At 51.3% G+C, this 13,765-nt stretch carries 14 protein-coding genes; all 14 read left to right on the top strand.

Annotated features, from left to right (window positions below):
- Positions 1–76 precede the first annotated feature (76 nt).
- Entirely contained in the window at positions 77–601 is a 525-nt protein-coding gene (locus KQY15_RS02315) for a DUF1441 family protein (RefSeq protein WP_217666832.1), read from the top strand.
- Positions 594–2,696, top strand: coding sequence for a phage terminase large subunit family protein (locus KQY15_RS02310; RefSeq protein WP_217666830.1), 2,103 nt, complete (start codon positions 594–596; stop codon positions 2,694–2,696). Before KQY15_RS02315 ends, KQY15_RS02310 begins: the two co-directional genes overlap by 8 nt.
- Positions 2,696–2,899 carry a phage head-tail joining protein gene (locus KQY15_RS02305; protein WP_217666828.1) on the top strand — a complete coding sequence of 68 codons (204 nt, stop codon included), beginning with the start codon at positions 2,696–2,698 and terminating at the stop codon, positions 2,897–2,899. Before KQY15_RS02310 ends, KQY15_RS02305 begins: the two co-directional genes overlap by 1 nt.
- Positions 2,900–2,902: 3 nt before the next feature.
- Positions 2,903–4,366, top strand: coding sequence for a phage portal protein (locus KQY15_RS02300; protein ID WP_217666826.1), 1,464 nt, complete (start codon positions 2,903–2,905; stop codon positions 4,364–4,366).
- Positions 4,359–5,711: a S49 family peptidase gene (locus KQY15_RS02295; protein ID WP_217666824.1), complete on the top strand. Its 1,353-nt coding sequence runs from the start codon at positions 4,359–4,361 to the stop codon at positions 5,709–5,711. The genes KQY15_RS02300 and KQY15_RS02295 overlap by 8 nt, the downstream gene beginning before the upstream one ends.
- 69 nt (positions 5,712–5,780) lie before the next feature.
- Positions 5,781–6,140: a head decoration protein gene (locus KQY15_RS02290; protein ID WP_217666822.1), complete on the top strand. Its 360-nt coding sequence runs from the start codon at positions 5,781–5,783 to the stop codon at positions 6,138–6,140.
- An 87-nt stretch (positions 6,141–6,227) separates the two neighbouring features.
- Positions 6,228–7,232, top strand: coding sequence for a major capsid protein (locus KQY15_RS02285; RefSeq protein WP_217666820.1), 1,005 nt, complete (start codon positions 6,228–6,230; stop codon positions 7,230–7,232).
- A gap of 9 nt (positions 7,233–7,241) precedes the next feature.
- Positions 7,242–7,586: a hypothetical protein gene (locus KQY15_RS02280; protein WP_217666818.1), complete on the top strand. Its 345-nt coding sequence runs from the start codon at positions 7,242–7,244 to the stop codon at positions 7,584–7,586.
- On the top strand, positions 7,583–8,104 hold the full coding sequence (locus tag KQY15_RS02275) for a phage tail protein (RefSeq protein WP_217666816.1): 522 nt from the start codon (positions 7,583–7,585) through the stop codon (positions 8,102–8,104). Before KQY15_RS02280 ends, KQY15_RS02275 begins: the two co-directional genes overlap by 4 nt.
- Positions 8,101–8,580, top strand: a complete 480-nt coding sequence (locus tag KQY15_RS02270) for a hypothetical protein (protein ID WP_217666814.1) — start codon at positions 8,101–8,103, stop codon at positions 8,578–8,580. Before KQY15_RS02275 ends, KQY15_RS02270 begins: the two co-directional genes overlap by 4 nt.
- Before the next feature lie 15 nt (positions 8,581–8,595).
- Positions 8,596–9,336 carry a phage tail tube protein gene (locus KQY15_RS02265; RefSeq protein WP_217666813.1) on the top strand — a complete coding sequence of 247 codons (741 nt, stop codon included), beginning with the start codon at positions 8,596–8,598 and terminating at the stop codon, positions 9,334–9,336.
- 116 nt (positions 9,337–9,452) lie between these two features.
- Positions 9,453–9,932, top strand: coding sequence for a DUF4124 domain-containing protein (locus KQY15_RS02260; protein ID WP_217666812.1), 480 nt, complete (start codon positions 9,453–9,455; stop codon positions 9,930–9,932).
- A gap of 62 nt (positions 9,933–9,994) precedes the next feature.
- Positions 9,995–13,384, top strand: coding sequence for a tape measure protein (locus tag KQY15_RS02255; RefSeq protein ID WP_217666811.1), 3,390 nt, complete (start codon positions 9,995–9,997; stop codon positions 13,382–13,384).
- Positions 13,381–13,755, top strand: coding sequence for a hypothetical protein (locus tag KQY15_RS02250; protein ID WP_217666810.1), 375 nt, complete (start codon positions 13,381–13,383; stop codon positions 13,753–13,755). Before KQY15_RS02255 ends, KQY15_RS02250 begins: the two co-directional genes overlap by 4 nt.
- Positions 13,756–13,765 lie beyond the last annotated feature (10 nt).

The raw sequence follows: 13,765 nt of genomic DNA, 5'->3' as shown, positions 1-13,765 counted from the left end.
TATTCACAAGGGCTGGCCAGTTGTGCGAGTTGTACATTCCCAGCAACAAATTAGATAACAAGATGATCACTATGGCATGGGTACATTGCACAACATCGATGACGCCTACGCCTGGTCAATTAGCCGGATTGCCGAAGCGTTTGGTTTAGACCGGCGCACCGTATCGGCAAAAATTAAGGCGGCTCATATAGAGCCCACTGGTGTTCGCAAAGGGCACCCGACTTACCATCTGTCTGATATTGGCCCTGCCTTGTTTGGCAGCCAGGTTACCGACTTACCGCCGGCCTTTATGGATCCGGCAAGCATGTTGCCGAAAGACCGCAAAGACTGGTACCAGTCCGAGCGTGAACGGCTGAAGCTTGAAACTGAGCTTAAAGAATTAGTACCGGCCGCTGATGTAGCCCGCGGCTATGCCGACCTGGTTAAAGCGGTAGTTAACCCGCTGGACAGCCTGATAGACGAACTGGAATCAAAAGTAGGTTTGTCGGGTGAAGCGTTAGACCGTGTGCAGATAATTATCGACGGCCTGCGTGAAGAAATGTATTTCAACGCTATTAAAGGCGGCGCAGAACTGGAACTGGACGAAAGCGACGATGAATAGCGCAGGTGATGCACAGCGTATTAAGCGCGATATTGCCAGCCTGCTTAAACCGCCGATCCGCATGTCCGTTACCGAAGCCATACAAGAGTATGTGCGGGTAAAGCTACCCAGCGGGAACTGGGGCAAGTGGGATATTGAAACCACGCCCTATATGCGCGAACCGCTCGACATGCTAACTAGCCGTAAGTATCGCGGTTTGATATTCGTCGGGCCAGCCCGAACCGGCAAAAGCCAGGCGTTAATTGATGGCTTTGTTGGTTACGATGTTAAGTGCGACCCCAGCGACATGCTGGTTGTGCAAATAACCAAAGAGAAAGCTGCCGAGTTCAGCAAAAAACGCATCGGCCCGATGCTGGAGAATTCGCCGGACCTGTTGCCGCTATTAAGCCCCCGCGGGCACGACAACAACCTGCACGATAAAGTATTAAGGGCCGGCAACTACCTGAAGATGGCCTGGCCGGCCAAATCAATATTCGCAAGTTCAGAATGGCGGCGGGTATTAATAACAGATTATGACCGAAGCGCTACCCTGCTCGATGTAGAGGGTGAAGGCAGCGGCTTCGACCTGGCACTTAAGCGAACCCAAACATACCGCAGTCGCGGCATGGCAGTAGCTGAAAGCAGCCCGGGTTATGAAATACTGGATCCGGACTGGGAGCCAGACCCGGCAACGCCGCATCTGTTCCCGCCAACCGTTGGTATAGGTGCGCTTTATAACCTTGGCGACAGGCGTGTGCTGTACTGGCCATGCCCCAGCTGTGGTGAGTTCTTCCCGGCAAACTGGGAGTACCTGCGCTGGGACACAACAGAAAAAGATATACGCAAAGCCAGCCGCACGGTTACCTGCTGTTGCCCGCATTGTGGCGATAGCGAAATAACCCAGCTGGCTAAGCAGCCTATGCTGATGGCTTCGCGCTGGGTGCCGGAGAACTGTAGTATATCCGGCGGCGGCATAATCACCGGCAAGCCGATAGACACCGATTTTGTCAGCTACTGGATGCAGGGCCCCGCGGCCAGCTTCCAAAGCTGGGAACAGCTGGTATACAACTATTTATCAGCGGTAAAAGATTACGAGGCCACTGGTAGCCAGGAAAAGCTTAAAACCACGATCAACACCGATCAGGGCAGGGCATACAGCTACCAGAAGTCAGACAGAAAACGCAGCGCCGACAGGCTGGCCGAACGGGCCGAAGTAACAACCAAACGCCACGTACCAAACGGCGTGTTATTTCTGGTGGCCTGTGTCGATGTGCAGGCCGGTAAAGACCGCCGCTTTGTTGTGCAGGTGCATGGCAACAGCCAGCACGAACGCTGGTTAATCGACCGTTACAACATAAAGCTGTCAGCCCGGGTAAAAGATGAAAACGCCACCGAGCCAACCGAGCGCTATCACCAGATAGACCCGGCAGGTTATCCAGAAGACTGGCAGCAGCTCAGCCGGTTAATACTGGATCGCGGTTACCCGCTTGACGATGAAAGCGGCCGCGAAATGCATGTCCATTTAATGGTATGCGACCACGGCGGTGAAGACGGCGTTTCGAACAACGCTTACAGCTACTACCGCAAGCTGCGCACTGAAAACCGCCACCACAAACTAATGCTGGTAAAAGGCGGCAGTAAAACGCAGCCCGACATGGTGAAAATAAGCCGGCCCGACAACACCAAGCGGGCCGATCGCAAAGCCGACGCAAAAGGCGATGTGCCACTGCACATACTTGCCACCAACAAATTAAAAGACAACGTAAGTAACAAGCTGGAACGCGACACCGCCGGTGCCGGCTTTGTGCACTTCCCTGACTGGCTGGGCAAATGGTTCTACGACGAACTAACAGCCGAAAGCCGAGACGAACAAGGCCACTGGGACAGAGCAAACAAAAAGCGCCCGAATGAAGCGTTCGACTTGCTTTGCTACAACGAAGCAGCGCAATACCAGCTTAAAACACATACACCTAAATTCTGGCAGTCACCGCTGCGCTGGGCACAGCCGTGGGACACAAACATAAACGTTTATCACCCCGAAGACCAAAACAGGGCGCCAGCGGCTAAAGCAGCCCAGGCTGCGCCCCGGCAACGGCGTGTAAGGTACAGGTCCTAATGTATAGCGAAGCACAACTTAAAGCGCTGAAAGAAGCGTACGCCAGCGGCGCGACAACTGTAAGGCTGTCCAGTGGTGATCAAATCAGCTATCGCTCATTGCAGGAAATGAAAGAAATAATTCGCACAATGGAAGTAAGCCTGGCAACTAACAAACCACGGCGCCGCATGGGTTATACAATGCGCGTTAATAAAGGGCTATAACGAATGGCAGCGCGTAAATCAGTTATAGTCGGCATGAACGGCCAGCCGCTAATGATGGCAAACAGCGCTTACGATGGCGCCAGTCATGGCCGCCGCATGGGTGGCGTTTACGCCCCGGGCTCTGGCATTAACACTAACCTGAATTACGCGCTTACCACATTGCGCAACCGCAGTCGCGCTGGCCATCGCAACATGCCATTGCTGCGCAGCGGTATTGAAAAGAAAGTTACCAACGAAATCGGCATAGGCATAACGCCCCGGTCCAAGTGCGAAAACGTTGATCTGCGCAAAACCATTAATGCGCTTTGGGATGAAAGCTGCTTTCAGTTCGACCCCGAAGGCAACTTAGACGTTTACGGCATGCAAGCCCAAATATCCCGCGCCCGCCGCATCAGTGGCGAGTGTTTTATCAGGGCCCGTTACCGCAGTTCGTCAGCCGATTTACTGGTACCTATCCAGTTTCAGGTATTAGAGGCCGACTTTGTACCGCTGGATTTTAACGACACCCTAAGCAACGGTAACCGCATTATTGCCGGTATCGAGTTTAACCGCCGCGGTCAGCGCGTGGCTTACCACATGTACCGCGAACACCCGGGCGAAATGTACAACTATCAGGCGTCACTGGCTAACCTGGTACGGGTACCGGCCAGCGAAGTAGCACACCACTTTAACCCGCTGCACCCCGGCCAGATCCGGGGCGAACCCGACAGCGCCGCCAGCCTGGTTAAAGCGCAAACATTCGACAGCTACGACGATGCCGAACTGGTACGCAAGCAAACCCGCGCCCCGTTTACCGGTGCGATATATCGCGATGCCTTAGACGCCAACGACGCTGATAACTGGGCATTCGACCCAATAAGTGGCGACCCGCTTGGAGGTGAAAGCGGTTTTGGAAACGCTAAGGCAGAGCCTGGAACAATTTTTGAACTGCTAGACGGCGAGAAAATTGAAATGTTTAAAGGCGACGACACCGGCCAGGGCTATGCCGATTTTATGCGCTGGCAGTCACTCATGCAGGCAGCAGGCATGGATATGCCTTATGAGCTGCTAACCGGCGACTGGGAAAAGGTAAACGACAGGCTGGTTCGGGCAGTGTTAAACGAATTCCGCCGCCGCATACAAATGGACCAGTGGCATCTGATGATCCCACAGGTAATGCGCTGGATGCGCTGGCACTGGTTAAACCGTGCTGTGCTGGCTGGCCGCTTAAACCTGCCAGGCTATGCAACCAAAATGCGCGACTACCACCAGCACACATGGTGTCCCCATGGCTGGCCGTACATTAACCCGAATATCGACGTTGAAGCCAAGATCAACGCCATAGATGCCGATCTGGTAGCACATGAAGACGTAGTGGCCGAAAACGGCGACGACTTAACCGACATTCAAGCCCGCAATAAAGTCGCCCGCGACAACCGGGGCGAGCGTACCCCAAAGCAACGGCAAAAGGACAAAGACAATGAGTAAACTGCATCTGCTGGCTGCCAGCATGATAAACCAACCGTTGCTGATGGAAATTAGTCACGCTAAAAGCTTTATTGCTGATCTACGTCAGCGCATTGTTTCAAGCGACACTGAGCAAGAGCTACACGACAAAGAAAAACAAGTTGCCGATTCCAGCAGGTACCACCCGGTTACCGGCAGTTATCGTTTTTACGATATCCACCACAGCGTTGCGGTTATCAGTATTCGTGGCGCATTGGCCCACAAACAAGGCTGGTACAGCTGGTTAATGGGTTACAACATTATTAGCTATGCCTTAGAGCAAGCCATTACTGATCCAGACGTTAAAGGCGTTTACCTCGATATGCACACCCCGGGCGGCACCGTTATGGGCGCGTTCGATTGTGCCGACCTGGTTAAACGGGCTAGCCTAATCAAACCGGTGTGGGCCATCGCGAACGACATGAACTGCAGCGCCGGCCAGCTAATCGCATCAGCAGCCAGCCGCCGCCTGGTAACGCAAACCGGCATTGTTGGCAGCATTGGCGTAGTAGCAGGCCACACCAGTTACGAGCAATATCTTAAAGATATGGGCTTAGAAATTACCTTATTGCATTCAGGCAGCCGCAAAGTAGACGGTAACCCCTACCAGAACCTGCCGAAAGACGTTGCCGATCGCTGGCAGGCAGAGTTGGATGAAACCCGTAACAAATTTGCCAGCAAAGTATCTGGCTATACCGGTATGTCACTGCAAAGCATTCTTAACACCGAGGCCGCCACTTACGAAGGTCAGAAAGCGGTTGATGTCGGTTTAGCTGATGAACTGGTACACAGCGCTGATGGTATCGGCATCATGGCCGAATTCGTCAAAAACCTAAGTACCACCATTACTACAGGAACTGTAAAAATGAGCAATAAAGAAAATAGCCAACAGGCTGAAAGTAGCAAAGCGCCAGAAGCTGCAGCAGTTGAAGTAAACCAGCCAGAAGCAGCCGCAACTACTGAACCAGTTGTGCAAGTTGAACAAACCGCAACAGCCGATCTGGTTATCGAGCTTTGCGAACAGGCCGGCATGCAAGACCAAATTGCCAACCTGGTAAAAGCTAAGTTAACCGAAGCTGGCGTTAAGGCCCGCTTAACCACCCTAAGTGGCGTGCGCGACACCTTAGCCGCAGCCAATCTGGGCCACTTGTTTGCCGACGTATCAGCAAAGCTGGATAACCCCGCTGAAATGCTGCAGGTAGCGTTAACCGCTGCCACTGCCCACGGTGAAGACCGCGAAGTAAACAGCAGCAAACAGGTTGTAACCGAAGCGGCCGTTAAACAGCCAGACACCAAAAAAGCCTATTCAGATCCGTCGCGCCTGTAAGGTGCAACTTTACTAACCTGCCCATCAGGGCTTATTTACCATGCCCGCAGGGGCTACGAGGACACCGCAATGTCAAATGTACAAGTACAGCTGCCCCGCGCCGGGCAGTATATTAAATCCGAAGTTGGCTCTATCAGCCGCGACACCATTGTTTTTACTGGTGCAGTATTTCAGCCAGGTGAACCATTTGGTGTAGTAGCAGGTGAAGCTGTAAAGCTTAACTTTGCAGCCGATACCGGCGCAGAACTGGCCAAGGGCATTACGTATGCCTATGTCGATGCTACCGATGCTGACGTAAAAGGCGTGTATACATCGCGCTTAACCGAAGTAAACATGCAGGAACTTATCTGGCCAGCAGGCGCTACAGACTTACAAAAAGCCGGTGCAGTAGCTGAACTGGCTAAATCTCATGTGGTCGTTCGCGGCTAATTATTCACTAACAACCATATTCAACTGAACAACCCGCTATTAGCGGGTTTTTTTATTGCAAAAATCCGCTAATCAAGGAATTACAGTATGAACTTACAACAGTTTATGGCCGATCAACACTTTCAGGTGTCTAGCCTGACAGCGGCAATTAACGAAGCGCAATCAGCGCCAACCCTGCTGGCTAGCCTGCAGTTGTTTGCCGAATCAGGCATTAACACCACCACGTTCCAATTGGAATATGATGGCGAAGTATTAAGCCTGGTAATGCCGGGTGAGCGTGGCGAATCAGTACAGGGCCAGCGCAAAGCCAAGCGTAAGAAAATTACGTTAAGCACGGTGCACCTGCCAGTACCGCTTAACATTAAAGCAGATGAAATCACCAACACCCGGGCATTCGGTACGCAATCTGAAGTTGAATCAATTCAGATGGTCGTTAACAAGCACTTGTTGCATGCGCGTAACCGCTTAGTAGCCACCCGCGAACTAATGCGCGCAGGTGCTATTACCGGCAAAGTGTTAGACGGCAATGGCGATGAACTGGTAAATCTGGATGCAGTATTCGGCATTACTAACACACCAGTTGAGTACACGCCCGCTACCAAAAATGCTAAAGCACTGCTAACCGCTGCAAAAACACTGGCCCGCAAAAAGCTGGGTCAGGCAACTGTCCAGCGCTGGATGTTAATGTGTGGCCCTGCGTTCTTCGATGCGTATAGCCAGGCAGACGATGTAACCAAAGGCCTGCAGAATAAGAATGGCAACAGTAACGACCTGGTAAACGACATGACAGATGGCCTGTCGTTCCACAACGTTACGGCGTTCGCCTACGACGCTAGTGTAATTGGCGCTAATGGTACCGAAGTGCCATTTATACCAACCGACATGGCTTACCTTATCCCAATGGCGCCAGGCTTATTAATGGGCCATAACGCCCCGGCTGATTACGTTGAAACCGTAGGTACTCTGGGCTTGCCGTTCTACGCAAAAACAGAACTGGCTGATCTGGGCAAAGGTATTCGTGGTGAAGCGCAATCTAACCCGTTCTACTTCTGCACCCGGCCAGAAGCAATTCGCCGGTTCGTGTTGGCGTAAGGGCTTAGCGTGTCACGCTTTGCTCCATTTGCGGCGCTCGTTAAGGGCGTCGTTCTTAAGCAGTTTGGCGAGCAAATGGACTTGTTCGCCGCCACTAAAACAGAATTCATCAAAAGCACCTATGGCGTGTTTTTGAACAGAGTGCAGGAAGCTGATCAGTTTGAAATCACGGCATTAAATGCCGATGTGAAAATAGTAAAACTGGATATAGCCGTTGCATCCCTTATTAAAATTAACAACTGGTTGCGTGACAAAAACGGCAACTGGTACCGGTTTGATCAGCCCGCCGATGTAAGCACAGTTGCCCGCGGCGCCAAAACCGACAGCAACTTTGTGTACTGGTACCTGAAATGAGCAACACCGTACCCGACGCCATAAGCTGGTTAAGCAACATGCCAAAGGCTGCAGAACGCGCCCTGGCCGAAACGCTTAACCAGGCGGCAACGGCTACCCGCAGCAGGGCTATTGACGAAATTGGTCGGCAGTTAAACCTGCCTCGCAGTTACATCAGCGAAAACATTGCAGTAAGAAGCCGGGCTAACCCGCAAAAATTAGAAGTGATCATATCGGCAGAAAGCCGCGGCATTTTGCTAAACCGCTTCGACGGCCAGCAAATTACCACAGACGGCAAAAACGCCGGTGTATCAGTACAGGTAAAAGCAGGCGGGCCACGCAAAACCATAAAGCGTGGCTTTTTTATGCGCCTTAAAAACGGCGTTACCGGCTTGGCCATGCGAACTGGTAAAGGCAAAGGCGCTATTGAGGTGCTACACGGGCCATCAGTAAGCCAGGCATGGCAATCAGTGCGCGACGATGTAGAGCCCACACCCGACGAATTATTTAACGCATTCATTGAGCGATTTAACCCATGAGCGAAACTGCCCAGGCCACTTTAGTTGAAGATGAAGCCATCGCCAGGCTTAAGTCTGCTTTTGAAACAGAGCAGGTGCCAGGCGTAGTAAAGAAAGGCTGGCCTGCAATTTATAGCCGTGACAACACATTATGGCCGTTAGTGTGTATTGCACCCGCTATCAGCCAACCTGCTTACCATTCGTCTAATGTAACGCTGGAAGACTCAACCAGCTTTCATATTCAGATAATCGACGTTGAAGGTGACGAACCAGAAACATTAAGCGACCGGATGAAAACTTATCTGTTAATTGCCCGGCGCGCTCTATTTAAACCCGTTACTCCACAAGGCGAGCCAGACCGCTTTGCTAAGTGGGGCACGCTTCTTACCTCAACACCAACAGAGGGTAGAGAAGCCAGATTTATCGAGCCTGAACCCGGCCAGCCATATGCTGGCCTTTCTATTGTGCTGACCACAAATTTTAGTCAGAACCTTTAAACCGGAGATTCAACCATGCCAGAGAAAATTACGGAAACCTTTAAAGGTTCCGCCATCCTTTATTACAAAGGCCGGGATTTGGGCAACTGCTCATCTGCCGAAATTACTTATGAAGTCGACACTCAGGTAGTACAAAACTATCGCGGGGGTGGCGGTAACTTTGACGCCGACGACAACATAACCGCTGTTAACGTATCAGTCGGTATGACAACCTTGAACATTGCCAATACTGCATTGCTAAATGCCGCATCAGTTACAATGCGTGAAGGTTCATCAGCAACCGGTGAGCCGCTAACGGTTACTGCGTATGATCGGCTTATTGATGTAGAGTTTATGATTGATGTAAACGCTACAGTAACTGTTACTGATGATACGGATCCTACGCCGGTAGAAATTCCGCGCATTGATCCAGACGATGGCACAGTTAACTACATCGTAAGTGCGGCTGGTATTATTGTGCCACCAACCAGCATGATCGCAGAGTCTGATGTAATACTGGTTACCTACTCTGTACCAGCGTCTTATTTGTTGGAAGCTCTGGTAACCTTCGGTGAAGAAGGTCCGCTTGTTATCGACGGCCTTAATGACCGCAATGGTAAGCGCCGCCTAATTCGCTGCCATCGTTGGAAGCCGTCACCAACCGGTGTTAGTGCCATTACTACAGAATTTGCAGACGTTACGGTTGCAGGCCAATTACTGGCAGACAATACCAAAGGCATCGGCAAATCTAAGTTCTGGCAAGCGGTGATGACCTAACAGTAAAAGCTATGTAATTAAGCCCTGCTGTGTAACAGCAGCAGGGTTTCACGTTTCCTTACCCCTGTTTATTGTTTATAGTAAAAGGGTACAGTAAATAACGGTAAGGAAAACCCATGAAATACCTATTAGCCAGCGCGTTGCTATTAGCATTTACCGCACAGGCGCAGGTGTACAAGTGCGAAAGCAACGGCCAAACCACCTATAGCCAGGTGCCTTGTGGTGATGATGCCGAAGCGGTAACTATCGACGTGGTTAACCCGGCGTCTGCTGATGCCGCCGCTCCGGCCCAAAACGCTGCAACAATAAAGGCAAGTGAAACGCTCGACAGGATCGGCGTTAACATTAAAAAACGTGATCTGGACGCAAAAATAAAACGGCTTGAACGCCAGGCAGAAAGGCAGGCCAGACAGCGCGACGCTGAGGTAGCGAAGATCAATAGCGAAAAAGGCCGTTACGTGCAGAATTTATACGGCGTACTGCACGAAGATAAAATTAACTCAGCGATTGTAGCGGCAACAACCATCTGGAATACCAGAATAGATGCCACCAACCAAGAGTTAGAAAAGGCCCGGGCCGAATACAACAAACTGTAGAACCCATTTAATAAGACAAACCCGCTTCGGCGGGTTTTTTATTGCCCGCAAAAAGGTGCTGAATGTCAATTAAGCAAAAATTCATTGATCTGGTTATCCGGGGTAAGGACTTATTCAGCCCATCGGCCAATAAGGCAACGGAAGAACTCAGATCACTGCAGGCTGAAAGCCGTGAAGCATCTACCGAACTTAAGCAACTGGAGAAAACCCAGGCTGATTTAGCGCGGGCCCGTGGTTTAGAGTTATACGCAGAACAGGCCGAAAAAGCCCTTGCTGGCGCCCGGGCAGAAGTAACCCGGCTTGCCCGTGAAATGGACTCTGGCGGTAAAGCCACTAAAGAGCAATCAGAAAACCTATCGGCTGCCCGGCGCTCTGCCAACCAGCTGCAAACCGAATACAACAAACTTACCAGCCAGCTAACCCGCAGCAAAACCGAGCTAAAGCAAAACGGCATCGACACCCGCAACCTGGCTTCTGAACAAAACCGCCTGCAAAACGAGGTTAAGCAAAGCACAGAACAACTGCTGGCTAAGCGCAGCCGCCTTGCACAATTACGCGCTGAACTAAACAACGCCACTAAATCTACCGGCGCTTTCGGCTCGTCGCTTGGCGGATTAACCAGCCGGCTACTGGCATTTGCTGGTGCTTATGTTGGCTTGCAGGGTATTAAAACCGCCATTACCGACATATTTACTGCGGGCGATCAGTTCGACCGTTTGAAAATTCAGTTAACTGGCGTAATGGGCAGCATCGAGGCCGGCGAGCAGGCCAGCGCCTGGATTGAAGAATTTGCCAGGAAAACCCCGCTGCAGCTAACCGAGGTTACCGAGTCTTTTGTAAGGCTTAAGAACTTTGGTCTGGATCCGATGGACGGAACCATGCAGGCCATTATCGATCAGTCTGAAAAACTGGGTGGCGGCTACGAACGGGTAAGAGGCATATCTTTAGCGCTTGGCCAGGCGTGGGCAAAGCAAAAGCTGCAGGGCGAAGAAATACTGCAGTTAATTGAACGTGGCGTGCCTGTTTGGCAGTTGCTGGAAAACGTAACCGGCAAAAATACCTCTGAACTGCAGAAATTAAGCAGCGCTGGCCAGCTGGGCCGCGATGTAATGAAACAGCTGATAGACGAAATTGGCCGGGCTGCAGAGGGGCAAGCCCAGAAGGGCATGCAAACCATGACAGGTTTGGTGTCTAACCTGCGAGACAATATTACCCGCTTTTATGTGCTGATCTCGCAATCAGGCGCCATGGACGCGCTGAAAGAACAGCTTAACGCCGTTAACCAGCAGTTCGAGCGAATGGCAGCAGACGGCACCCTTAAAGCGGCCGCAGATAAAATAGCCGAGTTTATCGGCTCTGCTGTTAAAACTACCGGCGAAGGCCTAAACGGCATGCTCGCTAACATTAGCGGCTTCATCAGTACAATCAGTTTTATTACCAACACCATTAAAATTCTGTTTAATGGCCTTTCATCGGCCATGTTCTTAACAGCATCTGCCTTTACCAAGTTTATTTCCCTTATGCTTAAGTCGTGGGGAACGCTGGCCGATTTTGTGGGCGCTAATAACATAGCCGAGAGTCTTGCGCAGCAGGCCGGCGCAATTAATGCGGTATCTGATGCGTATTTTAAGCAGTTCGAGCAAGACGCAGCCGACATTAAAACAGCATGGGATGGCATTACCAATGCCGTTGCCGCATCCAGCAATGCTGTTACTAAAACCGTAGTAGATAACGCCGCCAAACAGGCCGCTGCCAACGACTATGTAACCCAGCGCGAGCAAGCCCGTATTGAGCAGCAGGCCAAGCTGCAGCAAGCCATTGCCGCATCTGGCATTGTTACCCTGGACAGCCTGCGCAGTATTGAAGAAACCGCCCGCACATCATACGAAGCAATTAAAGAAGCGGCCGACGCAGGTCAGTTATCAGCATACGAAGTAGAGCAGGCCTATGTCGCGTGGGCTGAAGCATCATTAAAAGTAACCGAAGCCACCAAAGGCGTAGTGCCGGAAGTAATGCGGTTAGAAGCTGCAGAGCTGGGTCTGGGCTTGGCACTTGATGACCTGATTAAAAAGCAGGGTTTATCTGTTGAGTTTTCCGACGCCCAGGGCCGCAGTGTTAGTGTGCTGCGTAAAGAAATAGACAAAACACTGCTGGCTGTTAGCCGCTATCAGGACATTTTAGAAAGTAGTACCTCTACCACTGAGCAAAAACGGATTGCAACTGAGGGCTTACTCGAGGCACAAAACAGGCTGCAGCTGCAACAGCAGGCCTTGCAACAAGTGCAGGAGCTTAGCAACAAAACATACTTTGCCGTTAAGCAAGCCTTAGAAACAGCAAAGCGTGAGGCGGATCGGTTAACTAATTCATACGAAGCTGGTGCTATCAGTGCGTCGAATTACAACGAGCAGCTAAACCGCCAGCTAATACTTATTCAGGCCCTGCAGGGGTTAATGGGTGGCGCTGGCGACCAAACTGAACAGCATGGTGATCAGCAACAACAAACTGGGCAGCAAGTAGAAAACACAACTGAATCTGTTGAACGGCAATCCGTTGCATTGCAGAACCTATCTGATGATGCCGACGAAGCCAAAAAGTACACCAGTTTACTGGCCGAAGCCCAGAAAGCCCTGCAAACGGAATTTGATTTAACCGAGAAGTCTACCGGCGATCTTAACAAGCGCATGGACGAGCTTACCGGTTACATAAGAATTAACCAGCGTGTTACCAGCATGTGGTGGGTAGAGCTGGCCCGGGCCAGCAACGAAGCCTTTACCCGCGAAAAGCAAATAATCAGCGAAACGCTGACTATGCGCAAATACATCGAGCAGGTAGAAAGCGGCACAATAACCATGCGCCAGCTTAATGCCATTAGCCACCAGATGAACATACAGTTCAGCAGGCTTGGGGCTAACGAGCTGGAACCACTGCGCCGTGCTATTACCGACGCCGAGCAGCGCTTACTTAGTTTCCGCGATGGCCTGCAAGGCACTGTGCAGGGCCTGCAAGATGAAATAGACCGCCTTAACAACAACCAGGCCGCGATAGAGAAGCGCAGGTACGAAGCACAAGTTGCAGAACTGCAGGCGAAACTGAAGCAGGCGCAGGAATCTGGCGATCAGCAATCAGTTGCTGCAGCGAAAGAAGCATTACGGCTGGCTAAAGAAATATACCAAATTAAAACCAACCAGTTTAAAGCCGAAAAGCAAGCCAGCGGGCAGAGCGCTAACCAGTCAACAGCCCCAATAGCACGGCCAGCCACTGAATCACCAGGCATTGCCCCTGGCAGTGCACTTAATAACAGCAGTAGCCAACCAAGCGGCAACAGTGGCCCGGTTAAAACCGTGCGCCTGGTACTGGATATTGGCGGTAACAGCTTTGGGGCAGACATGGAAAATAACGAAGCAACCCGCTTTTTGTCGCAGGTAGAACGCGCCCGGAGTACATCATTATGATCATCGACACCATTGAAGTTGCCGACGATTTTGAGCGCACCGACGCCTACTACACCGGCTTTGTAGCCAGTAAAGAATATGTCGGCAGCGGGGCTATGTTAATTGAACTGGCCCAGCAACAAGCCGGCGAACCCATAACCCTGAATAGCGGCAATTTCTGGATCAAAAAATCGGTGGTTGATGCATTACTGGCGCATGCCAGGTTAGGTCTGGAAAGCTTCAGCATAACACTGCCAGATACCACCGTTAAAACTGTTATGTGGGATTACGAAAGCGGAGATCCGGTTAGCGCCCAGCCGCTACGCCGCGAAACCTACCCCACGGCCAACAGCAACATGGTTAACGTGCAACTTAAATTTATTACTGTTTAAAAGGGCTCAG

The sequence above is a fragment of the Arsukibacterium indicum genome (assembly GCF_019100565.1).
GTDB classification, from domain to species: domain Bacteria; phylum Pseudomonadota; class Gammaproteobacteria; order Enterobacterales; family Alteromonadaceae; genus Alishewanella; species Alishewanella indicum.
The sequence above is the reverse complement of the archived record's forward strand: the minus strand, read 5'-3'. Positions and strand labels throughout refer to the sequence as shown.